The following is a 25,111-nucleotide window of genomic DNA, read 5'->3' as shown; positions in this document are numbered from 1 at the left end:
GCGGGCTTCGCGGTGTGCACAACGCGCTGGGCGGGCGCCTCCCCACGCACCGGACTGGGTGGGCCCCGCGGCCTCGGCCCCCGGGGGGCACCACCGTGTCAGGATGTCCCGCGCGCGGTCAGTCGCGCGTGCTGAACCGCAGGACGGTCGTCGACCGGTACGCGTCGCCGGGGCGCAGCACCGCCGAGGGGTCGCCGGGGCGGTTCGGGGAGTCGGGGAAGTGCTGGGTCTCCAGCGCGATACCGGCGCCCGCCCGGTACGGCGTGCCGCTCTTTCCCACGACGGTTCCGTCGAACTGCCCCGCGGTGTAGACCTGGAGTCCCGGCTCGGTCGTCAGCACCTCCATGCACCGGCCCGTGGCCGGGGCATGGAGGTGAGCGGCCCGCCGCAGCATGCCGTTGTACGGGCTCAGGACGAAGTTGTGGTCGTATCCACCGCCCGTGTGCAGGGGCCGGCCGCCCGGGCGAGCCAGTGCCTCGGCGATCCTGCGCGGATGACGGAGGTCGAACGCGGTTCCGTCGACGGGTCGGTGGCCCCCGCGGGGGATGAGGTCCGCGTCGACCGGGGTGAAGAGCGCCGCCTCGACGGCCAGTTCATGGTCGAGGACGTCACCGGCGCCCTCACCGTCGAGGTTGACGTAGGCGTGGTTGGTCAGGTTGACGAGGGTGGCGGCGTCGGTGACCGCCGTATAGGAGAAGGTCAGTTCGTCGTCCCGGCCGATGAGGATGCCGACGGTGACGTCCAGGGTTCCCGGGAACCCCTGGTCACCGTCGGGACTGCGGAGGTGCAGCAGCACACCGGTCCGCTGCGGGGAGTGCACGCTTTCGGCCTTCCAGATCCGGTTGTCGAACCCGTCGGTCCCGCCGTGCAGACAGTGGCCGTCGGCCTGGGTGGTGAGCTGGTACGGCTCGCCGTCCAGGGTGAACCTGCCGTGCGCGATGCGGTTGGCGTAACGGCCGACCGTGGCGCCGAAGTACCGGGCGCCGGTCGCCGTCAGGGCCGGGTCGCGCGGGGCGAGGACGATGTCGGCCGGGGTGCCGTGCCGGTCGGGCACCCACAGACCGTGGAGACGGGCGCCGCGGGTGTGCACCTCCGCCACGAGGCCGTCGGGAAAACCGAAGGTCCAGCGTTCCCCGGTAGGCGTGCTGAGCCGGCAGATCGGCGGGCCTCCGGCGAAGGAGGCCGGGGACGGGTTCATACGGGGTCCTTGTTCGCAGGGGACGCGGCCGGGGCGGGAGTGGCTCACTCGGCCGGGCGGGATCCGCCGAAGAGACGCTGGAGGAGGATGAACACGAACAGCAGGCCGCCGATGACGATGCGGGTCCACCAGGAGCTGAGCGTGCCTTGGAAGCTGATGACGGTCTGGATCAGGCCGAGGACCGTCACGCCCAGGGCGGTCCCCAGGACGAAGCCGGAACCTCCGGTCAGCAGCGTCCCGCCGATGACGGCGGCCGCGATGGCGTCGAGTTCCATGCCGACGGCGTGCAGGGCGTAACCGGACAGCATGTAGAAGGTCAGGAGCAGACCGCCCAGGGCGGAGCACAGGCCGCTCACGGCGTAGACGGCCACCTTGGTGCGTCCCACGGGCAGGCCCATGAGGCGGGCGGAGGATTCGTTGCCGCCCAGGGCGTAGACGGTACGGCCGAAGCGGGTGTGGTGCAGGACGAGGAAGGCGAGCACCAGCACCACCAGGGCGACGACCACGCCGATCGAGACGAACAGGCCTCCGGGCAGGAGGACCCGGGTCTGGGCGATGCGGGTGGTGGCCGGGTCGGTGAGGGAGATGGACTCCGTGCTGATCATGTAACAGAGACCCCGCGCGAGGAACATGCCCGCGAGGGTGACGATGAAGGGCTGGATCTCGAAGGCGTGGATCACCCAGCCCATCAGCGCGCCGCCGCCGGCGCCGACCAGCAGGACCACCGGCACGGCCAGGGCGAGGGGCAGGCCGTTCAGTTCGACGAGCCAGGCCGTCAGCATGGTCGAGAGGGCCACCACGGAACCCACGGACAGGTCGATGCCGCCGGTGAGGATGACGAACGTCATGCCGATCGCGACGACGAGCAGGAAGCCGTTGTCGACGAGGACGTTGAGCAGGACCTGCGCGGAGAAGAAACCTTCGTACTGGACGGAGCCGATCGAGAACATCGCGATCAGCAGAGTGGCCGTCACCACGAGCGGCAGGCGGGCGGCGTGCCGGGCCGAGAGCCGGTGGATCGGCTTGGTGAGGGAGGCGAGGGTGGTGCTCACGGGTGGACCTCCTGCTTACGGGCTCCCCCGTCACCGGCAGCGGTGGCCGGGGCCGCCGGTCCGCGACGGCGCGAGAGCCGCGCGCGGAACGCGGACGACTGGACGAGACACACGACGATGACCACCAGGGCCTTGAAGACGAGCGTGGTCTCCGGCGGTACGCCGAGGGTGTAGATCGTGGTCGAGAGGGTCTGGATGATCAGCGCGCCCAGGACCGTGCCGCCGAGGGAGAACCGGCCGCCCGTCAGCGCGGTGCCGCCGATGACCACGGCGAGGATCGCGTCCAGCTCGATCCACAGGCCCGCGTTGTTGCCGTCGGCGCTGGAGACGTTGGAACTGATCATCAGACCGGCCACGGCCGCGCATACGGCACTCGCGACGTAGACCATGACCAGGATGCCGCCCGCCCTGATTCCCACGAGCCGGCTCGCGACCGGGTTGCCGCCCACTGATTCGATCAGCATGCCGAGCGCGGTCCGTCGGGTGACCAGGGAGGCGACGGCGATGAGGGCCGCGGCGAGCAGGACGGCGAAGGGCAGGGTGAGCCAGTAGCCGCCCCCGATCATCTTGTAGGCACTGCTGGACACGCTGATGATCTGCCCGTCGGTGATCAGCTGCGCCACACCGCGACCGGCAACCATGAGGACCAGGGTGGCGACGATGGGCTGGACGCCCAGCCGGGCGACGAGGAAGCCGTTGACCAGTCCGATCGCGGCGGCGACCCCGACCGCCACCGCGACCGCCGACAGGACGGTGCCCAGGCTTCCGGGGTCCTCGGCGGTCACGATGTGCTCGCAGGCGAGGGCGCCGGCGATGGCCACGGTCGAGCCGACCGAGAGGTCGATGCCCCGGGTGGCGATGACCAGGGTCATGCCGAGCGACACCAGGACGAGGGGGGCGCCGAACTGGAGGATGTCGACGAGGCTGCCGTACAGGTGACCGTTCTGGACGCGGACGGCGAAGAAGTCGTGGGTGAGGGCGACGTTCCCCAGCAGCAGGGCGGCGAGGACGGCGGCGGGCCAGAACAGCCGGTGGTCGGTGAGCCGCCGGGCACCGGCCGCCGGACGTGTTCCGGTGACCGTGTCGTCAGGTGGTGTCATGAGGTGGCTCCGGTGGCTATGGCGCCCAGGATCCGGTCGGGCGTCAGAGACGGGTCGTTGGGGAGGGTGGCGACGAGCCGGTGGTCACGCAGTACGCCCACGCGGTGGCTCAGGCGCAGCACCTCCTCGAGTTCGGCGGAGATGAAGAGGACCGCGGTGCCTTCCGCGGCCAGGCGGGTGACCAGTTTCTGGATCTCCGTCTTGGCGCCGATGTCGATGCCCCGGGTGGGTTCGTCCAGGATCAGCAGCTCGGGGTCGGTGAGCAGCCACCGGGCGAGCAGCACCTTCTGCTGGTTGCCTCCGCTGAGGTTGCGGACCTGTGCCTCGGGGGCGGCCGGGCGGATGTCCAGCACCTCGATCCACCGGGCGGCGATCTCGTCCTGCCGGGCGCGGGAGAGGGGTCTGGTCCAGCCTCGTGCGGCTTGGAGGGCGAGCACGATGTTCTCGCGGACCGTGAGTTCGCCGATCAGGCCCTCGGCCTTGCGGTTCTCCGAGCAGAAGGCGATTCCGCGGGCGATCGCGGCGCGCGGGGACCGCAGTACGGCGCGTCGGCCGTCGATCCGGAGTTCCCCTCCGTCGGCGTGGTCGGCTCCGAAGAGCAGTCGGGCTGCCTCGGTGCGTCCGGAGCCGAGGAGTCCGGCGAGGCCGATGACCTCGCCTCGGTGGATGTCCAGGTCGTAGGGCTGGACGGAACCGGCCCTGGTGAGCCCGCGGGCGCTCAGGAAGGGCGCGTCCGTGGCGTCGGAGGTGGCGGTGGTACCGGTGTGCGAGGTCTCCGCCAGTTCGTCGAGGGTGCGCAGTTCGCTGCCGACCATGCGGTGGACCAGGGTGACGGGGGTCAGCTCGTCGATCCGGTACTCGCCTTCGAGCCGTCCGTTCCGCAGGACGGTCACCCGGTCGCAGAGGTCGAAGACCTGGTCGAGGAAGTGGGTGACGAAGAGGATCGCGACGCCCCGGTCACGTAGTCGGCGCACCAGGGCGAACAGTTGGGCCACTTCGTCCCGGTCGAGGCTGGAGGTGGGTTCGTCGAGGATGAGGACCTTCGCCTGGATGTCCACGGCCCGGACGATCGCGACGAGTTGCTGGACGGCGAGGGAGTGCGCGCTGAGCGGCAGCCTGACGTCGAGGTCGAGCTCCAGCTCGGTGATGAGCTGCGCCGCGCGTGCGTGGAGGGCCGACCAGTGGACCAGTCCGAGGCGTCGGGGCTCACGGCCGATGAGGATGTTCTCGGCGACCGAGAGGTTGGGGCACAGGTTCACCTCCTGGTAGACCGTGCTGATCCCGGCGGCCTGAGCCTCCAGCGGTTCGGCGAAGCGCTGGGGGCGCGCGTCGACGGAGATCGTTCCCGCGTCGGGCGGGTGGACCCCGGTGAGCACCTTGATGAGGGTCGACTTGCCGGCGCCGTTCTCTCCCATCAGGGCGTGGACCTCGCCCGGGAAGAGGCGCAGGTCCACGCCGTCGAGGGCGAGGACTCCGGGGAAGGCCTTGCGGATGCCGCTGGCCTCCAGGACCGGCCGGTCGGTGCGGGTACGCGCGGTGGGGGTGGGTGGGGCTGCCATCCGCCCTCCTCTCCTGAGGGGACGGGGGGCGGCTCGTGGGCCGCCCCCCGATCCGGTGCGGGCGGAAGGTCAGTACTGCCGGCCGGGCAGGGCGGCCGCGGCCTGGTCCTGGGTGAAGACGCCCTCCTTGACCTCGACCCTTCGCGGGACGCTCTCCCCCGCCGCCACCTTCTTGGCGAGTTCCATGAGCTGGTCGCCGAGGAGGGGGTTGCACTCGACCACCACGTTGATCTTCTTCTGCTGCATGGCGACGAAGGCGTCCTTGATGCCGTCGACGGAGATCACCTTGATGTCGACGCCCGGCTTCCTGCCCGCTTCCTCGATGGCCTGGATGGCGCCCAGTGCCATGTCGTCGTTGTGGGCGTACAGGACGTCGATGTCCTTGTGGGACTTGAGGAAGGCCTGCATGACCTCCTTGCCCTTGGCGCGGGTGAAGTCGCCGGTCTGGGAGGCGATGACCTTGAACTTGGGGTCGCCCTTGACGGCCTCGGCGAAGCCGGCCTTGCGGTCGTTGGCGGGCGCGGAACCGGTGGTGCCCTGGAGCTCGACGATGTTGACCTGCGCGGAGGTTCCCTCGTACTCCTTCACGAGCCACTTGCCGGCCTCCTGCCCCTCCTTGACGAAGTCGGAGCCGAGGAAGGTCTGGTAGAGGGAGGTGTCAGCGGAGTCGACCGCGCGGTCGGTGAGGATCACCGGGATGCCGGCGCTCTTGGCCTCCTTCAGGACGGTGTCCCAGCCGGACTCCACCACCGGGGAGAAGGCGATGACGTCCACCTTCTGCTGGATGAAGGTGCGGATCGCCTTGATCTGGTTCTCCTGCTTCTGCTGCGCGTCGGAGAACTTCAGGGTGATGCCGGCCTTCTCGGCCGCCTCACGGACGGACTTGGTGTTGGCGGTACGCCAACCGCTCTCGGCGCCCACCTGCGCGAACCCGAGCACCAGCTTTCCGTCGGAGGAGCCCTTTCCCGCACCGCCGGTGCTGCCGGTGGTCGCTGGTTCAGTGGTGCAGGCGGTGAGCACACTGCCGGCCAGAGCGGCGGCGGCGATGATGCGGAGGGCTCTGTGGGCCATGTCGTGTTTCCTCTCGAAACGTGCGTGACACCGAGGCGGAACCCTGAAGGCGACGGGCCCGGTGGAGGTGTGGCTGCGCGTGGGACGGTGGCTGCGGGCGAGCGGGTGAAGCGTCGGCCCCGACGATCGGCGGGCTGGCGAACGCGACACATTGTGAGCGCTAACGCAGACGTAACTCAAGGGCTCGTACGACCGTTACCGGTTCTTGATGCATGGGAGAGGGATCGATGGACGCACGGAGAGGCGCCCCAAGGGCCAGGCGGGGCAAGTGATTGCCGACGAAAGACCGGACCCACGTCGAGGCGTAAGGCCTGGGCGGAGATCGAGGCATCCCGTCGCCGTCACCCCTCTCCATAACCGAACGCCGTGTCTTGACGCTCCCGCTTGTGAGCGTTAACACTCACGTTGTTCGTCCTCCGCGCTTGCGCGCGGGAGCGGATGACGAACCTGCTGACACGCGTAGGTCCGCGCCATTCCGGCCGATATCCGGTCGGCACTCCAGCGGGAGAGGGAACCGGCATCTTCCCAGCTCAGAGCCCTCCTTGGAGCGATCTATGCTGGTGGCGGCGCTGCCGAGACTCCTCCGGCAGGACGGACCGGACCGGGGGCGTTGATGCGGGGAAACGGCGAGACGGTGCTGCTGGACGTACTGACCGGTGCGGCCGAGGCCACGCCAGGTCAGGTGATCGTCCATGTGGGCGGGGACGGCGACGAACGGACCGTCACGCACCACGCGCTCCTCGCCGACGCCCTGCGTGTCGCCGGGGGGCTCCTCGACGCGGGGCTCGCGCCGGGGAGCCACGTGGTGGTGCCGGCCGAACGGAGCGAGGAGTTCCTGCCGCTGTTCTGGGGCGTCGTCGCCGCCGGTCTCGTACCGGTTCCGCTCGCCCCGGACGTACGAAGGGTCCTGCCCGTCTGGGAGTTCCTCGGCCGGCCGCCGGTGGCCGTCGGCGAGTCCACCGTGCCGCTGCTCGACGCCCTGCCCGACTCCGTACGCCCCCTCGCGCTCGACGCGCTGCGGGAGCACCCCGCTCCGCCGCGGCTGCCGGAACGCGCCCCCGGCGACGTGGCGTTCCTGCAGTTCTCCTCGGGCAGTACGGGGACTCCCAAGGGGGTCGAGCTCACCCACGCCGCCGTCCTCGCCAATCTGACGCAGATCCGTACCGCTGCGGGCATCACCTGCGAAGACGTGATCGCCACCTGGATGCCGTACTTCCACGACATGGGGCTGATCGGCACCCATCTCGTCCCGCTGGCGGCACGGATCAAGCAGGTGCGGCTCGAACCCCTCACGTTCGCCAAACGTCCCGCACGGTGGCTGGAGGCGGCGGAACGGCACCGGGCGACGCTGCTCTCCGCCGCCAACTTCGCGCTGGCCCTCGTCGAACGGCGCGTCCCGGAGGACGTGCTCGCGCGTCTCGACCTGAGCCGTGTACGGATGATCCTGGTCGGCGCGGAGCCGATCTCACCGGCCGTGTGGCGGAGCTTCGCGCGCCGGATGGGGCCCACGGGGCTCGCACCCGACGCACCGCAGCCCGTGTACGGCCTCGCGGAGGCCACCCTCGCCGTCACCTTTCCGCCGCCCGGCGAGGTGACGGAGCCGCTCGCCCTGGACCGGGCCGCCCTCGGCCTGGGCCGCGCGGTGGACACCGTGCCCGGTCCCGACGCGGTCGAGCTGATGGACGTCGGCCGTCCCGTGCCCGGGTGCGTCGTGCGGATCACCGACCACGCGGGCGAGCCCGTCGGCGACCGCCGCGTCGGCCACATCGAGGTCCGGGGCCCGCAGGTGGCCCGGGGCTACCACCGGGCCCCCAAGGCGACGGCGGACGCGTTCGCCGACGGATGGCTGCGCACCGGTGACCTCGGTTTCCTGCGCGACGGACGGCTGTGCGTGACGGGTCGGTCCAAGGACGTCGTCTTCGTCGACGGGCGTACGTTCCACGCCGCCGACCTGGAGGAGGTGGCCGCGGGCACACCCGGGCTCGGTCGTGGCCCGGTCGCCGTCGTGGGCTCCACCGATCCGGCGGGCGGGGGCGAACGGGTGGTGGTGTTCCTCGCGACTCCGCCGGCGGCCGCGCCCCTGACCGTGTCTTCGGGGCTCTTGCGGGACGTCCGGAACCGGGTGCGGGCGGCGGTGGGCCACGACGACGTACGGGTCCTGGCACTGCCCGTCCGGGCGTTCCCCCGCACGACGAGCGGCAAGCTCCGGCGCGGGGTGCTGCGCGATCGCTTCGAGCGCGGGGAGTATCCGCAGATCGGGGAGCGGGGGGCGACGGGGTCGCTCGGGGCGGGACGGGAGAGCGGCGCGACCGGCGTGGGGGTTGGGCGGGAAGGTGGCGCGGCAGGCGTTGGGGCTGGGGGCGAAGGCGGGGCGGCCGGCGCGAGGGCTGGGGGCGAAGGCGGGGCGGCTGCCACCGGGGCTGGGCGGGAGGGCGGGGCCACCGGCGCCCGGGCCGGGCGCGAAGGTGGTGCGGCGCGGGACGTTCGTAGCGTGGTCGGAGGGTCGGCGGCGCGGTCTGCGCCCCGGTCCCTGTCCGAGGTCGAGGCCGTCGTCCTCGGTGTCTGGGCGCGGGTCCTGGGGCTGCCCGTCGAGGAGATCGGGTCCCACGACGACTTCCGTGCGCTCGGGGGCTCGTCGCTCAAGGCGATGGAGGTCCTGGCCGCCCTGGAGGACGAGTTCGGCGTACGACTGCGTCCGTCGGACATACGCGACCACGCCACCGTGGCCGCGCTCACCGGGATGCTCCTCACGGCCGGCGATCCGTCCCACGGCCCGTCCGACGGACCTGCCTCGGGCGAGCCCCCGTCGTCCCCCTCCCCCGAGCGGTCGGCCCACGGGGTCGCGCCCGTGGTCGCCGTGTCCGCGGTGGCCTGTCGTTTCCCCGGGGCCGACACCCCGGAGGCGTTCTGGGACCGGCTCGTCGAGGGCTACGACGCCGTCACCGACGTGCCCGCCGGACGGTGGGCGGACGCCTCGGACCGCGAGGCACGCCGGGGCGCCTTCCTCGACGACCCGGCCGGATTCGACGCGGAGTTCTTCGGCATCGGAGACGAGGAGGCCCGGACGACCGACCCCCAGGCACGGATCCTCCTGGAGCTCGCCCACGAGGCCCTGGAGCGGGCCGGGTACGCGGGTGCGCGCCGACGGGGACGTCGGGTGGGCGTCTTCGTCGCCGCCGGTGACAGCGGCTACCGACGGATCCTGGAACAGGCCTACGGCGAGCGGGAGTTGCCGGTGTCCGCGCTGACCGGGAACCTCCCCAACATGCTCGCCGCCCGCGTCGCGCACTGTCTCGACCTGACCGGCCCCGCGCTCGCGGTCGACACCGCGTGCTCGTCGGCGCTGGTCGCGTTGCACCTGGCGCGCCGCAGTCTCCAGGCCGGCGAGTGCGACGTCGCGGTCGTCGGCGGCGTCCACCTCAACCTGACACCCGGCGGGTACGCGCTCCTGGAGAAGGCGCAGGCGCTGTCCCCGACCGGGCGCTGTCACGCGTTCGGCGCGGCGGCCGACGGCTTCGTCCCCGGGGAGGGCGGCGCGGCGCTGGTCCTGACGCGTCTCGACGAGGCGGAGCGGGCCGGTGATCCGGTGCTGGCGCTTCTCCGCGGCACCGCCGTGAACAACGACGGCCGCTCGTTGAGCCTGATGGCACCCAACCCCCTGACACAGCGTGAAGTCATCACGCGGGCCTACCGCGAGTCGGATGTGGACCCCGAGAGCGTCTCCTACGTCGAGGCCCACGGCACGGGTACGCCGGTCGGTGACCCCGTCGAGGTGCGCTCGCTCGCGCACGCCTTCCCTCCGCGCGCCGACGGGACACCCCGGCTGCTCGGCTCGGTGAAGACCAACGTCGGACACATGCTCAACGCCGCCGGGATGCCGAGCCTGGTGAAGGTGGTGCTCGCCCTCGGCCGGCGCCGACTGCCGCCGACCCCGCATCCCACGACCCCGGCGCCCGCGCTCGACCTGGCGGGTTCCGGTTTCGCCCTGCTGGACGAGGAACGGGCCTGGGTGGCGCCCGGTCCGCTGGTCGCGGGAGTCAACGCCTTCGGCTTCGGCGGGACCAACGCCCATGCCGTACTGGAGGAGGCGCCCGCCCGTGCCGTACGGGAACCGGCACGCGACCACGCCGTACGGGGCGACGCATCCGCCCCCTCCGTGCGGGACGTCGCATCCGAGGAGGCGCCCGCCCCGGCTCCGCGCCGTTCGGCGGCCGCGGCGTCGGGCGGTCCCCGGCTGCTGACCCTGTCGGCGTACGGAGCGGACGCGCTGCGGACCGCCGCGGTCGGGCTCGCGGATCACCTGCGGGACCACCCCCACCTCGACGAGGGCGATGTCTGCGCCACCGTCGCCGCGGCCCGGGACGAGGGGCCCGACCGTCTCGCCGTCGTCGCCGACGGCGACCTCGCCGACCGGCTCGCCGCTCTCGGCGGGGCCGCACCGGTCGGTGACCCGGTGCGGTCGCGGGCACGTCTCGTCCTCCTTCTGCCAGGGCAGGGCGCACGGTCGTTCGGTCAGGCTCGCGCCCTGTACGCGGACGCCCCGGCCTTCCGGGAGGCACTCGACGAGGCGTCCGGTCATGCGGGACTCGTCGGCGGGCGCAGCCTCGCCGCCTGGTGTCTCGACGCCGACGCCCCGGCCGGTACGCTCGCCGGAACCGAGGTCGCGCAGCCGCTCCTCGTCGCGTACGGCGTCGCGCTCGCCCGCCAGGTCCGGGCGTGGGGCATCACCCCGGACGCGGTCGCCGGGCACAGCGTCGGCGAGATCACCGCCGCGTGCGTCGCCGGGTCGCTGTCGCTCGCCGACGCCGTACGGTTCGCCGCCGAACGCGGCCGGCTGATGGCGGAGCTGTGCGCGCCGGGCGCCATGGCGGCGGTGCGCTGCGACGAGGACGCGGCCGCCCCTCTGGTGGCCGGCGCTCGGGGTTCGCTGAGTGTCGCGGCGGTGAACGGACCCGACCAGGTCGTCCTGGCGGGGACGGAGGCGGCCGTCGAGGGCGCCCTCGACGAGCTGGCCGCCCGGGGGATCGCCACACGCCGGCTCGGCGTGTCGCGGGCCTTCCACTCGCCCCTGATGGAGCCCGCGCTCGGCCCGCTCGGCGCCGCCGCACGTGCCCTCACGTTCCGGCCGTCGGCCACGCCCCTGCTCAGCACGGTGACGGCCGCCTGGCAGCCGGTCCTGGATCCGGCGCACCTGCGGGACCACGCGCGGCGGCAGGTCCGCTTCGGCGCGGCCGTGGACCGTCTCCTGAGCGAGGGGTACGACACGTTCGTCGAGCTCGGTTCGGCCTCCCTCGGCGGATCCGTGCGCGCCGTCGCGGCGGGTCATCCGCGCGGATCCCGGGTGCTCGCGCTCACGGCGGGGAGCCGGGACGGCGCAGGGGGGCTCCTCGATGACGTCGGCCGGCTCTGGCAGCGGGGCGTACCTCTGGACCGTACGGCGATGGACGCCGGGCGGCGCCGGGTCACCGTACCGACGTATCCGTTCAGGCGGCGCCGCCACTGGCCCGACGCCGCCCCCGTGCCTCGTCCGCTGCTGCACGGGTTCCGGTGGGACGACGCTCCTCTGACGCCCGGCCCCGGGCCGCGCACCGTCCTCCTCGGCGGCCCGGACTCGCCGTTCGCCCGCGCGTTCGCCGAACGGCTCACCGGGCGCGGTGTCATCGTCCGACGGGCCGGGGAGCCGCTGCCCGACGGTGCACCCGCTCCCTCCGCCGCCGTGCTGCTCGCCGGGCCGGCCGTGGAGCCGGACTCCGCGGCGGACCTCGACGCGGCCCACCGTGCCATGGTGACCGCGCTTCAGGGCCTGCTGCCGCAGCTGGCGCTCCACCGTCCTCGCGTGCTCGTCGTCACCGAGGACGTCCATGTCACCGGTACCGGGACGGAGCGCCCGCGTCCCGCGCAAGCGGTGCTGACCGGCCTCACCCTGGCGCTGCCCGAGGAGTTGCCCGGTGTCGAGGCCCGCAGCGTCGACCTGTCGACCCTGGACGAGGTCGCCGTACGGCTGGACGCGCTCGACCACGAACTGTCGGCGAGGACCGTGCCTACGGGCGGCCACGGAGGCGGATTCGAGCCGGCGCGGGCCGAGCCGACCGGCAGCGAGGGAGGCGGATTCGGGCCTGCGTGGGCCGTACCGACGAGCGGCGGCGGACGCGGAGCCGGATGCGAGCCGGCGCCCGTTCTCGCCTGGCGTGGGGGCCGCCGTCTTGGCCGGACCACTCGGCCGGTGCCCCCACCGGTCGTCGACGGGCCCGGGTCACGGGAGGCCCTGCCGGTCGACGGCGTCTATCTGATCACCGGCGGGGCGGGCGGGGTCGGCGGCGCGCTCGCCCGCGACCTCGCCCGGCGGGGGCGGCCGACGCTGGTCCTCACCGGTCGCTCGACGGTGCCGCCCGAGGGACTCCTCGCCGAGCTCCGTACGCTCGGCGCCACCGCGGAGTACCGCACCGCCGACGTGTCCCGCGAGGCCGACGTCGACGCGCTCCTCGCCACTCTGCCGCGCCTGGACGTGCTGATGCACGCGGCCGGCACGGTGCGCCCCGGGACGCTGCGGGCCAAGTCGCCCGACGACGTGGCCGAGGTGCTGGCCGCGAAGACGCGGGGCACCCTTCTGCTCGCCCGCGGGCTCCTCGCCCACGAGCTGCGCCCCGCCGTGTGTGTCGCGTTCTCGTCGGTCGCCTCGGTGCTGCCGGGCCTGGCCGGGGCGATAGGTGACTACGCCGCCGCCAACGCGTACCTCGACGCCTTCGCCGCCGCCGAGCGTGCGGCCGGCCGCCCGTGGCTGGCCGTCAACTTCGCCGCCTTCGCCGGTACGGGACTCCTCGCGGCGAGCGGCGCGCCGGTCGTCGGCACCGGAGGTGTGCGCGGCGCGTCGGGGGTCGACAACGGAGGCGCAAGGGGCGCGTCGGTCGTCGGCACCGGAGGCGTGCACGGCGCGTCGGGGGTCGACAACGGAGGCGCGAGGGGCGCGTTCGCCGTCGGCGCCCGGCGCGGGCCCGTGCCGCTGGAGACGGAGACCGCGCTCGAGGCGCTGCGGGCCGCCTGCCGCACCGACGCCGGGCAGCTGATGGTGGCCGACCTCGTGTCGGCCCCCGCTCCTCGACGTGACCCCGTCGCCACTGCCGTACCCCCGTCGCCGGGAGCGGTAGCGGGTGCGGCCGCCGAAGCGGGGGCGGGCGTGGTCCGGGCCGCCTCCGCCGCACAGTCGCCACCGCCGCTGGGGACGGGCGTCGAGCCTCGCGTGTGCCGCCCCGCAGCGGCGGGCGGCGTACAGGCCGTCCTGAGGCAGCTGTTGTCGGAGGCCTTGCACGTGTCCCCGGACGACCTCGGGGACGACGTACCGCTGCTCGGCCTGGGTCTGGACTCGCTCATGGCCGTCGATCTCGTCAAGCGGCTGGAGACGGAGCTGAGCCGCTCCCTGCCCATCACGCTGTTCTTCGAACACCGGACGCTGGGGGAGCTCGCCCGCCAACTCGGATCCGAGGACGTCCTGTCCCCCGCCCCCGGCCCGGACGCACCGTCGGCGGGGGCGGCCGACCTCGGCGTTCCCTTCTCCCTGACACCGGTCCAGCTCGCGTTCCACACCCTCGGTGAGTTGTACCCGGACATCGCCGCCTACGGGTACGTGACCCAGGACGTCAGGGGCCCGCTCGACGCCGACCTGCTCGGCAGGGCGCTCGGGCTGCTCGCCGAGCGGCACGCGATGCTCCGTCTCCGGATCCTCCCCGGGGAGGCCGCGCCCACACAGGTCGTCGTCCCGTCCGGCCACGAGGCGGTTCCCCCCTGGTACGAGGTGCGCGATCTGCCCGGTGGCCTCCCGGCCGAGGAGGAGCTGGCGCGGCTCGAAGAGGCCTTGCGCAACCGTCCGTTCGATTTGACCTCGGAGGCCCCGATCCGGGCGGTGCTCGCCCGCACCGGGACGGCGGGCGTGGCCGGAGCGGCCGGAGCGGCCAGGGCGGCCGCAGCGGACGGAACAACCAGAGTGACCGGAGCGACCGGAGCGACGAACGCGGCTACCGGGACCGCACGGGCCGCCCAAACCGCCCCCACCGCCCCCACCGCTCACACCGCTCACACCGCTCACACCGCTCAAGCCGGCGACATCGCGCGGGCCCCCGACGCCGCCGTCTCCGCCCGTCTCGTCGTCGTGGTGCATCACGCCGCCGCCGACGGCTTCAGTCTGAACATCCTCGGCGAGGAGCTGTGGACGCTCTACACGGCACTCTCCCGGGGCTACTCTCCCGAACTCCCGCCGCTGGCAAGCAATTTCGCCGCCTACGCCGCGCACGAGCGGGCGGAACGGTCGGAGGCGGCCCTCGCCGAGGACCGGGCGTACTGGCGCGAGGCGCTCGCCCGGAGGGGAGCGCCGCTCGCGCTGCCCTACGACGGGGATCCGCTGGGGCCGCCCGCTCCCCCGCTCCTCGCCCACCAGGTGACCCCGGGGCCCGGCGTGTCGGCCGCACTCCGCGAGGCGGCCGCGGCGCACGGCGTGTCGCTGTTCCACCTGCTGCTCGCCGCGTACGCGCGCTGTCTGTCCCGGTGGGGCGGGGGCGGAAAGGACGTGTCGGTCAATGTCGCACGGGCCCGCCGCGAGACCCGGCTCCCCGGGGTGGACCGGCTGGTGGGCCCCCTGGCCGACACCCTGCCGGTCCCCGTCCACGTACACCCGGACGTCCCGGTGCACGCGCTCGCGGTGCGGCTGCGTGACGCGTGGCCGGAGAGCGAACGGCACGGTCGGCTGACGAGTGCGGATCTCGCCCGGCTGATGCCGGTGGACGGTGCGGGACCGCGTACGGCCGGGCCCGCGTCGTTCAGTTTCGCGCGGTTCCCCGTCTCCCTCGACCCCGAGTGCCCCGTGCGGGTCCGTCCGACCTCGGCCGGGACGGCCTCCGCCGCCACCCGGCTGAGCCTGCTGTGCTGGGAGTCCGACGGGGAGCTGTCGTTCTCGTGGAACTTCCCGGCCCGGCTGTTCGAACGGACCACGATCGCCCGGCTCGCCCGCGAGCACCTGGCCGAGCTCTCCGAGGCCGCGGGGGTCACGGGGGCCGCCAGGCTCACGGAAGCCGCCAGGCTCGCGGGGGCCGCCGGGCTCACGGCGACGACCGGTCCCTCCCCCGCCCCGGCGGGGGAGCCGTCGGAGGTCCGCCCGGACGTGCGGCCGGACATGCGATCGGACATGCGCCCGGACATCGTCGCCCGACTGTGCGCCCGGTTCCGCGCGACGCCGGACGCGGTCGCCGTCGACACGGGCGACGGCGTCATGACCTACGCCGAACTCGACCAGGCCTCCCGCGCGCTCGCCGGGCGCCTGCGCGTCCAGGGCGTCGCCCCGGGTGACCCGGTGGGCCTCCTGACCGCGCCGGGCGCCGACACCGTGACGGGTGTCGTGGGCATCCTGCGCGCGGGAGCGGGCTGGGTGCCGCTGGACGCGGCGCATCCACCCGCGCGTCTGGCCGACCAGCTGGAGCGGTCCGGCGCCCGTACCCTCGTCTGCCACGCGGAGACCCGTACGTCGGCGGCGGAGCCGGCCTCGGCCGCCGGCGTCTCGCTCGTCATGCTCGACGGTCCCGCCTCCGAACCGCGACCCGAGCCCGCGGAGTTCCCGGCCCCGGGACCCGACGCGCTCGCGTACGTGATCTTCACCTCCGGTTCGACCGGACGCCCCAAGGCAGTGCCGATCACCCGTCGCGCGATGACCAACTACCTCGACTGGGCGCTTGCGACGTTCGCGTACGACGCCGGTGACCGCCTCGCGCAGACGGCGTCGGTCTGTTTCGACGCCTCGGTACGCCAACTCCTCGCGCCCCTGCTCGTCGGGGCCACGGTGGTCACCCTGCCCAGACAACTGCTCCGCGATCCCGAGGCGCTGCTCGACCGTGTCGAGTCGGCCCGGATATCGGTGTGGAGCTCGGTCCCGAGCCTCTGGTCCCGCCTCCTCGAAGCCGCCGAGACCCGGAGGCGGGACGGCGCAGCGCCGCCGGACCTGTCGGCCCTGCGCTGGATCCACGTCGGCGGCGAGGTGCTGCCTCCCGCCCATGTGCGCCGCTGGTACGACCTTTTCGGCTCCGGTCAGCGGATCGCGAACCTGTACGGGCCCACCGAGGCCACCATCAACGCCACGTTCCACATCGTCGACAGCCGCCCCGCCGACGACGTACGGGTCCTGCCCATCGGCACGCCCGTCACCGGTACGGAGGTCGACGTGGTGGCGGCGGACGGGCGGCGCTGCGCGCCGGGTGAGTCCGGCGAACTACACATCGCGGGTGTGGGGCTCACGCCCGGGTACCTCGGCGAACCCGGACTGACCGCCGCCGCGTTCGTGGAGCGCGACGGGCGCCGCTGGTACCGCAGCGGTGACCGGGTCCGGCGCGACGGGAACGGTGTGCTGGAGTTCCTCGGCCGGCTCGACGACCAGGTGAAGGTCCGCGGGCACCGGGTGGAGCCGGGCGAGGTCGAGTCGGTGCTGCTCGCGCACCCGGCGGTCACCCGCGCCGCCGTGGTGCTCCGGGACGAGCGGCTGAACGCATTCGTTCAGCGCCGGCCGGGCGTGCCGGATCCCGATCCCACGGTTCTGCGCGCGCATCTGGCCCGGACGCTGCCGGAGTACATGCTCCCCGGCCGGATCCACGTCGTCGACGACCTTCCCCTGACGGGGACCGGGAAGATCGACCGCGCCCGGCTCGGGGTGCCGGAGCGGAGGCCGGTCGCCGGGTCTCCGCCCGGGCCCATCACGGGGCCCGCGGCCGAGGTCGTCGTCGCCGCGTTCGGGACTGCCTCCGCGCCCGAGGCCGTCGTCGAGTCCAGGTCCGTCACCGCACCCGGGGCCGTCACCGGGTCTGCGCCCGAGGCCGTCGTCGAGTCCACGTCCGTCGCCGCACCCGAGGCCGTCGCCGGGTCTGCGCCCGAGTCCGGGGGTCCCGTTGTCGCAACCTGGGGAACCCCTGCCCCCGCCCCGCCTTCCACGCCACCCACCACACCGACCGAAGTCCTGCTCGCCCGCGTCTGGTCCGAGCTGCTCGACACGGAGGAGGTACGACGCGAGGACGACTTCTTCGAGCTCGGCGGCGACTCCTTGCTCGTCCTCCAGGTCTTCGCCCGGCTGCGCCAGGAGATACGGTCCCTGCCGAGGCCCACGGTCGTGTACGCCCACCGCACCCTGGCCGCCCTCGCCGCTGTCATCGACCGCACCCCCACGGACGCGGAGACCGTCGACAGCGCGGGCCCCGTCACCCGGGGTGACGCGCACGGTCCTTCCCCGTTCCCGCTCACTCCCTCCCAGCGTGGCTTCCTCCTCGCGGAGGCGATGGCACCCGGCTCCGACACGGCGTGGCTGTCGTGTCTGCGGATCGACGGGCCGCTGCGGCGCGACGCGTTCCAGCGGGCCGTCGACGCCTGTGTGGTGCGGCACCCGATGCTGCGGACCGTGTTCCCCGCCGGTGCTCGCCCGCCGGTCCAGCAGGAGCTCCCGCCCGCCCTGCGACTCCCGGTCGACTTCGAGACCCTCGCCGAACCGGGCCTCCTGGCGTCGCGGATCACCGAAGAACGGGCCCGCCGCTTCGAGCCCTGGGCATGGCCGCTGCTGCGTCTGCGGCTGCTGACCCTCGGGCCCGCCGAGCACGCGCTCGTCGTGCACGCGCACCATCTGATCGGCGACGGCTACAGCGTGGCCCTGCTCGGCCGGGAGCTGCTCTCCGTCTACGACCGGGTCGTACGGGGCGAATCCGCCGAACTCCCGCCGCTGCACAGCGCGTTCCGGGACCACGTGAACCTTCGGGAACGCCTGGCGTGCGACGCCGAGGGCAGGGGCAGGCTCGACGAGCCCTACCGGCGCCCGGTCCTCGGGGGTCGCGTGGGCGCCGGGTCGCCGGACCCGGTGGCCACGGCACCGCCGTACCGCTCCACGGGGTTCACCCTCGACGCGGACCAGGTCGCCGCATTGCGCGGGATCGCCTCCGGCGCGGGTACGACGCTCTTCGCGCCCGTCCTCACCGCGTACTACCGGACGCTGGCCGCGACGACCGGGCAGGACGACCTGATCCTCGGTCTGGCCGTCTCCGGCCGGGACGACGCGCGGCGCGATGCCGACCGGGTGTTCGGGCCGTACGCCGCCGCCGTACCGCTGCGGCCGGGCCCGGCGCCCGGTGCGGGAGGGGCGGGCCGCACGTTCGCCGAGGACCTGCGGACGGTCGTGGCGGAGGTCGAGGCGGCGCGTACGGAAGGAGTCGGGGCCTCTCGGGGGGACGGCGGGCTGCCACCGACCGCTCAGTTCTTCTTCACGTTCCTGGACTTCTCGTCGCTCGGCCCGCTGCGCGGTGACACGCTGAGTCTGCGGTGGGACGAGGACGACACCGTCCTGGCGCCCCCTCCGGTGGGCACGGACACGTTCCTCGCGGTGCGTCCGGTCGGTGCGGGAGAACTGAGGGTGACGCTTCGCGCGTCCACCGCCGCTTTCCCCGACGAGCCGGCGTTCGCCGCGTTCACCGACGCCCTGCGGAGGGGGATGACGATGGACGTACGGGCAGGGGCGATCCCGGATGCGGCTCCAGTCACGGCGCCGGCTCCGGTCCCGGACTCGAAGCCGTCGGCGACACGGGCATCCGCATCGCAATCGACAACGACAACGACAACGGCAACTGTTGACGGTGCGGCATCGGCATCAGCCCGCGTGTCGCCCTCGGGGCTGCCTCCCGCCCTCGACGTGTCGCTGGACTCCGCTCTCGTCGGCTACCTTCCCCCACCCGGTCAGCTCGCCGCGCTCGGCGGAGCGGAGGTCGACGCGCCGTCACGTGACGAGTTGCGCCGACTGCTCTTCCCCGGCGGGCGTCCCCGGCTCGTGGAGGAGATCGGTACCCGTCTCGGGCGGTCCGGATTCGTCTGCCTTCCGCTGTTCGCCGACGAGCTGGCGTCGACGCCCGACCTGGCCGGGCGCACGGCCCGAGCCGTCGAACACGCGGCGGCGCTGGGGGCTCGCTGTGTCTCCCTCGCGGGCATGATCCCGTCTCTCACCGCGTACGGCTACGGCGTCCTGCGCGAGACGGAGGCTCCGATCGCCGTCACCACCGGGCATGCGGCGACGGTGGTGTCCGTGGTAACGACCGTCCACGCCGCGCTCGCGCGGACGGGTCGCGAACTCGGCGGTCTGGTCGTCGCGGTGGCCGGTCTCGGCTCCATCGGCGGTTCTTCCCTCGAACTGCTCCTCGTGCGGGCCGCCGAGCCGCCCGCACGGCTGCTCCTGTGTGACGTCGCGGGCAGTGCGCCACGGCTGCGGCACCTGGCCGACGACCTGATCGCCCGCGGTCTGGTCCGGGGCGTGGAGGTCCACGAGTCCGGTCCTGCGCTGCCGGTGGCCGTGTACGAGGCGGACCTCCTGATCACGGCCGTCAGCGGGGGCGGGGCGGTGCTCGACGTGTCGCGGCTGCGGCCGGGCTCGATCGTCGTCGACGACTCGTTCCCGCACTGCTTCGACGTGACGGGCGCCCTGGCGAGGATGCGGCAGCGGCGGGATGTGCTGATCGTCGGCGGGGGCCTGCTGTCCGTCGGGGCGGTGGAACGCCGGACGGCGCCCGGGCTTCCGCCCGCGGCGGCGGCGGGGTACGCGGCGCGGTCGTGGCTCCCGGGCACGATCGCCTCGTGCCGACTGGAGTCGCTGCTCCGTGCCGCGCACCCGGAACTCCCCCTGGTCCACGGTCTGGTGGACGGCAGGAGCGCGGGGGCGCACTGGCGGGTCATGGAGGCGGCAGGCGTCGAGGCGGGGCCGCTGCACCTGCTGGGTCACGTGGTGGGTGCGGAGGACGGAGACCTCGAAGGTTTCCCGTCCCCGCGATCGCGCCCCCGGAGGGGGTCCGTCGCCGGACCGGGCTAGGTCGAGCTGACCGCCGCCTCGGCGCGGCGGTCCGCGCGGTGTACGAGGACGGCGGCGTGGGCCCGGCGGAGCGGTTCGCCGCTCGGCGGGGCCCACCGCGTACCCGACGGGCACGGAGCCCGCCGCGTACGCACTCACCGCTTTCACGACCGGCGTCGAGCGTCCGCCCCCGCGCCCACGTCAGGTCGCTACTGTCCCACCCTGCCGTCGACGCACTCGCGCAGCAGGTCCGCGTGCCCGCAGTGGCGGGCGTACTCCTCGATCCGGTGGACCCACAGTTCGCGGACGGCGGTGTCGTCCCGGATCACCCGGGCGCCCAGGTCCGGCCACGCCAGGAGCGCGGCGTCGGTCGCCGCCTGTTCGCGCGCGAGGTCGGCGAACGCGCTGTCGACGAGCGCCTGCTCCGCGGCAACTCCTTCGAAGTCGCCGTCGGCGTCCCCGTACAGCGTCGGTTCCGGGTCTCCCGGCGGGATCCAGCCCCGCCAGTCCCGCTCCACCTCCGCGAGGTGGCGGACCAGACCGAGCAGGGACATGGTCGACGGCGGCACCGACCGGCGGGCCAACTGCTCCGGGTCCAGTCCTTCGCACTTCATCCGCAGGGTCAGTCGGTAGCCGCCCAGGAAGTCCTGGAACGTCGCCAACTCACCTTCGGGGCCGGGTCCTTCGCTGTTGCGCGGATCCTTGTCGGGGTCCGCCCACATGTCGGGGTAGACGCTGGCCTCGCTCCACCGCTCGGGCGCGTCGCTCTCTGAGTTCACGGTGCCGAGGATGCAGAGCGGAGGCCCGATGTACAAATCATTAATCGTGCCCATTTCACGCAGGAGTGCGTGAGAAGACGTGTGGGCCGTGGAGGCGATGCGGAGGGATCATTAAGAAACCTTGTTGAATAAGCCGTACGCCGGTCCCCCTCTTGATTTGCTCCTGCCAACCCGCACAGGGTTCTCTCGAACGTTTGACGCCCCACACGTCAACACGAGGAGAGATCCCCCTTCATGGCAACTCACAAGCGATCCCACGGTCTTCGCAACGCGGTCATCGCCACAGGTGCGGCAGGCGCAGTCACCGCGGCTCTGTTCGCGGGCAACCTCGCCGGGGCGGCCGCCCCGGCGACAGGGACCGTGCACGGACTCGGCGCACCGGGCGCCGTCTCCGGCAGCTTCGTCGTCATCCTCGACGCATCCGCGAACAAGGCGGAACTCGCGAAGAAGTACGGCGGCACGCTCGAACGCTCCTACGGCTCCGAGGTCAACGGCTTCTCCGCGTCCGGCCTCAGCGTCGACGAGGCCAAGCGGCTGGCGGCCGACCCCTCCGTCGGGACGGTCGTGCAGAACAAGCGCTTCAGCATCAACGAAACGCAGGACAAGCCCCCGTCCTGGGGCCTGGACCGGATCGACCAGGCCGACACGGCCGGTGACCAGAAGTACGCCTACCCCGACAACGGCGGCGAGGGCGTGACCGCGTACGTCATCGACACCGGCGTCCGGATCTCCCACCAGGACTTCGGCGGCCGGGCGAGCCACGGCTTCGACGCCGTCGACAACGACGCCACCGCCGACGACGGCAACGGCCACGGCACCCACGTGGCGGGCACCATCGCCGGCACCTCCCACGGCGTCGCCAAGAAGTCCAGGATCGTCGCCGTGCGCGTCCTCGACGACAACGGCTCCGGCACCACCGAGCAGGTCGTGGCGGGCATCGACTGGGTGACGCAGAACCACTCCGGGCCCTCGGTCGCGAACATGAGCCTCGGCGGCGGTGCCGACGAGGCGCTGGACGCGGCGGTCGAGCGGGCCATCTCCTCGGGCGTGACCTTCGCGGTGGCGGCGGGCAACGAGTCCTCCGACGCCGGTCTGGGCTCGCCGTCCCGGGTGCCGGAGGCGCTGACCGTGGCGTCCAGCACCAAGGACGACCAGCAGTCGTCGTTCTCCAACTTCGGCGCCGTGGTGGACCTGTACGCGCCGGGCTCGGAGATCACCTCGGCCTGGAACGACAGCGACACCGGTACGAAGACCATCTCCGGTACGTCGATGGCGGCGCCGCACGTGGCGGGCGCGGCCGTCCTGTACCTGGCGGCCAACCCGTCGGCGACGCCCGCCGACACCGCCGCCGCCCTGACCGGGGCGGCCACGGCGGACGCGATCAAGAACCCCTCCTCCGGCACCGCGAACAAGCTGTTGAAGGTGGCCCCGTAGTCGCCAGGCTCCCCGGCTCGCTCCACCGACCGGCGTGACGGCCGTGCCGTGAGCCGATCGGAAGGCGGCCCTCCGTACGGAGGGCCGCCTTTCCTCGATCCCCGGCGGCCCTGGTTCCCCCGGCTGCCGCACAGTGCTGCCGACGCCGCAGACGCCGCTCACCGTGTTCCGGATCCCCTACGTCTGGTGCAGGATGAGCGTCCGGAGCGACGGCTCGTCCATGACGTTCACCACACGCGACGATGGACCTGCCCTCGGGGCGTGCACAGCGCGAAAGCGTCGCCGTCGGCGAGCCGGTCGAGGAGCCCAGTTCGGTCGAACATTCCCTGACCGCCCGCTGGGGCATTCACCGTGCCCCTCCCGAACACCCACGGCCGAGTCCCGTCATCACCCGGACGGGCGGGCGTCCCACCGGCCGACCACGCCCGGGAGTTCGACCCGGGACCGGATGCCCAGCCTGGCGAAGACGCTCCTGAGGTGGTGGTCGACCGTCCTCGGGCTGAGGGTGAGGCGGTCGGCGACCTCCCGGTTGGTGGCGCCTCCGGCGACGAGGCGGGCGATCCGCTGCTGCTGAGGCGTCAGCCGGCCGAGCGCCGCCGGGTCCGTGACCCCGCCGGTGGTGCCACCGGTGGCGCGCAGTTCGGAGCGGGCGTGCTCGGCCCAGCCCTCCGCCGCGGCCCGCTCGAAGGTGACCAGGGCGTCGCTCAGCGGACCACGGGCGTCGCCGGGCCGCCGGCGGCGCCTCAGCCAGGTGCCGTAGGCGAGGAGCGTACGGGCGCGTTCGAAGTCGTTGCCGCAGCTTTCGTGGCGGCGGACGGCCTCACCGAACCAGTACGCCGGCTCCTCGCCCGGCGCCAGCAGCGCCCGGCAGCGCGCCAGTTGGGCCGGTGCCGTCCCGTCGATGCCCTGGACGGCCCAGATCGCGTACTCCTCCGCCGCTTCCCGCGCCTCCGCGCGCCGCCCGGACGCGACGGCCGCCTCCACGAAACAGGGGATCACCAGCATCCGCAGCGCGAAGTGGCCGCTCCGTGGGCCCTGCCGGACGAGGGGAAGGAGCCGCGCGGTCGCCTGGGCGGCGAGACCGTGCCCGAACTCGGCCCTGGCCAGCGCCCATTCGGCGAGGGTAGCGGCCTGGACGAGGCCGTGCGGGCGCGCGGTGTCGAGGGCCCGCCCGGCGTGTTCCCTCACGGTCCGCCCGTCGCCCGCCACCGAGGCGACGAGGGCCAGGACGGCGTGCTGGTGCGCGGCGACGTTGCGCTGGCCGGTCTGCTCGGCCGCCCGCAGTCCCTCGTGCGCGGTGCGCGCGGCCCTGCTGTACCGGCCGGCCCTCAGTTCCGCGTAGGCGAGGTGTTCCAGGACCCGGGGCACCAGGGCGCTGCGGTGCTCGGCGCGGGCGCGGACGAGCGCACGGGCGTGGATCCGGGCCGCCGACGCGGTGTCGCCGACCACGAGCGCTGCGGAGCCCGCCCGCAGGAGCAGGCGGGGGTCGTCCTCGACGCCGTCCCGCGCGACCACCCGCGCCAGGACGGAGCGGGCCTGGTCGAGGCGGATGTCGAGGGCGGCGCGCAGCCCCACGACGAAGTCGCGTTCCGTCCCCCGGGCCGCCTTGCCGGGGTCCAGGGCGGCCAGGCACGCGGAGACGTCACCCCCGGCCCAGGCGGCCTCCATGGCGAGGAACCGGGCGTCGGACGCCTCGGCCGGCTCCCGGTCGCCGAGCAGTTCCGCCGCTTGCAGCAGTGCCTCGTGCGCGTCCATGACCGGACCGCCCGCGAGTGCCGCGAGACCGCGGACGAGCTGGGCGCGGCCGCGGACCACGGGAGCGAGGGCGCGTACGGCCGGGGGCGGGCCGAGACGGTCGGCGCGGTGCCCCTCGCCGCGGACGAGCGTGGGGTCCGACGCCGGGACGGGCGAAGGGGCCGGGGTGATCCCGGTGGGTGCGGAGGCGAGCGCCGCCCTGCCGAGGAACGGGTCCTCGAAGCGGAGCGCGTCACCCCTGCGGCAGAGCAGCCCGCCCGCGATCAGGCCGTCCAGCGGCTCGACGGAGGTACGGGTCGCCCGCGCGGTGGCGAGGACCGCGCCGAGACCGACCTCGTACGCCTGCGACCACCGCCCCGCGCCCGCCCGTCCCGTCCCGCGTCCGGGGGCCGCCGAGGCCGGGGGGTCGGCCTGGACGTGGCCGTGGGGTTCCGCGACTGGAGTGTGGGCTTCGGTGCGGCCGGGCGGGTGCGGCGGGTCGGAGGTTTCCGTGCGGCCGGTCAGGGCGACCACGGCGAGCAGCCGCCGGGAGTCGGCCGGGAGGCTGTCCACGAGACCGCCGTACACCTCGGCGAGGACGGCGCCGTCGACGAGGGGCCGGGACGTCAGCCCGGTTCCGGTCACGAGAGCGGATCCGAGGCGCCGTACCGCCGCGGCGAGGACACCGGGATGTCCGGCCGTCTCGTCGAGCAGCCGCTCCACGAGCCCGGCCGGCGGCGGCACCGGGCACAGGTCGCCCAGGAGGGCCCGCGCGCCGTCCCGGGTGAGCCGCCCGAGCCGTAGGGCCTCCGCGTCCGGCACGTCGGGGAGACGGTGGTGGCGGGCCGCCGACACGAGCCAGACCGTGCCGCCCCAGCGGCTCCCCGGCTCGCGCCAGGCCGTGGTGAGCGCGGCGCGGGAGTGGGCGTCCCAGAGGTGCAGGTCGTCCAGGCAGATCAGGGCGGGACGGCCGGCGGTCAGACTTCCGACGGCGGCGGCGAGACCGGCCTCGCCCCGCGCGAGCCGGAGCGCGCGGCGCCCGGCGGGCGGGTGGGGCGCGAGGGCGGCGCACAGGGATCGCACCCCGCTCCACGGCCCCCGGTGCGGGGGTGCGGCGACGCAGAGGGCGGTGCCGGGGAAGTCGTGGGCGGCCCGCGCGAGCAGCGCGGTACGCCCCTCGCCGGGGTCGCCCGTGACGAAGAGGACGCCGCCCGTTCCGGTGCCGGCGCCTGCTGAGAGCCGGGCCACCGCGGCGAGTTCGGTCGTACGGTCGTACAACCGCGGGCCGGGGGCGGCGGCATGTGTCGCTCCGCTCACGACGATCACGTTACCGACCCGTAGGTATCC

General features: G+C 73.8%; 9 protein-coding genes. 2 read left to right on the top strand and 7 right to left on the bottom strand.

From position 1 onward, the window contains the following. Positions 1-118: 118 nt before the first annotated feature. The 5 genes from ACFWV2_RS26530 to ACFWV2_RS26510 all read right to left on the bottom strand — a co-directional run bounded on the left by ACFWV2_RS26530 (position 119) and on the right by ACFWV2_RS26510 (position 5,980). A complete protein-coding gene (locus ACFWV2_RS26530; protein ID WP_384408458.1) occupies positions 119-1,198 on the bottom strand; it encodes an aldose epimerase family protein in 1,080 nt (359 codons plus the stop codon). Between the two features lie 44 nt (positions 1,199-1,242). Further along, complete coding sequence (yjfF, locus tag ACFWV2_RS26525) at positions 1,243-2,250, bottom strand: galactofuranose ABC transporter, permease protein YjfF (RefSeq protein WP_384408456.1); 1,008 nt, start codon at positions 2,248-2,250, stop codon at positions 1,243-1,245. After that, positions 2,247-3,350, bottom strand: a complete 1,104-nt coding sequence (locus ACFWV2_RS26520; RefSeq protein WP_384408454.1) for an ABC transporter permease — start codon at positions 3,348-3,350, stop codon at positions 2,247-2,249. Before ACFWV2_RS26520 ends, yjfF begins: the two co-directional genes overlap by 4 nt. Next, entirely contained in the window at positions 3,347-4,909 is a 1,563-nt protein-coding gene (locus tag ACFWV2_RS26515) for a sugar ABC transporter ATP-binding protein (protein ID WP_384408452.1), read from the bottom strand. Before ACFWV2_RS26515 ends, ACFWV2_RS26520 begins: the two co-directional genes overlap by 4 nt. Positions 4,910-4,978: 69 nt before the next feature. Further along, complete coding sequence (locus tag ACFWV2_RS26510) at positions 4,979-5,980, bottom strand: ABC transporter substrate-binding protein (protein WP_384408450.1); 1,002 nt, start codon at positions 5,978-5,980, stop codon at positions 4,979-4,981. 613 nt (positions 5,981-6,593) lie between these two features. Here ACFWV2_RS26510 and ACFWV2_RS26505 point away from each other — a divergent pair. Next, positions 6,594-19,838: an amino acid adenylation domain-containing protein gene (locus ACFWV2_RS26505; RefSeq protein WP_384408448.1), complete on the top strand. Its 13,245-nt coding sequence runs from the start codon at positions 6,594-6,596 to the stop codon at positions 19,836-19,838. Positions 19,839-20,026: 188 nt separating this feature from the next. Here ACFWV2_RS26505 and ACFWV2_RS26500 read toward each other — a convergent pair whose 3' ends face one another. Beyond that, positions 20,027-20,539, bottom strand: coding sequence for a DinB family protein (locus ACFWV2_RS26500; RefSeq protein ID WP_384408511.1), 513 nt, complete (start codon positions 20,537-20,539; stop codon positions 20,027-20,029). A 291-nt stretch (positions 20,540-20,830) separates the two neighbouring features. Here ACFWV2_RS26500 and ACFWV2_RS26495 point away from each other — a divergent pair, with 291 nt between their 5' ends. Then, a complete protein-coding gene (locus tag ACFWV2_RS26495) occupies positions 20,831-22,030 on the top strand; it encodes a S8 family serine peptidase (RefSeq protein WP_384408446.1) in 1,200 nt (399 codons plus the stop codon). A gap of 387 nt (positions 22,031-22,417) precedes the next feature. Here ACFWV2_RS26495 and ACFWV2_RS26490 read toward each other — a convergent pair whose 3' ends face one another. After that, a complete protein-coding gene (locus ACFWV2_RS26490) occupies positions 22,418-25,081 on the bottom strand; it encodes a LuxR C-terminal-related transcriptional regulator (protein WP_384408444.1) in 2,664 nt (887 codons plus the stop codon). Positions 25,082-25,111 lie beyond the last annotated feature (30 nt).

This window comes from Streptomyces sp. NPDC058671, assembly GCF_042716475.1.
Lineage (GTDB): Bacteria > Actinomycetota > Actinomycetes > Streptomycetales > Streptomycetaceae > Streptomyces.
This window is presented reverse-complemented; position numbering and strand designations above follow the sequence as displayed.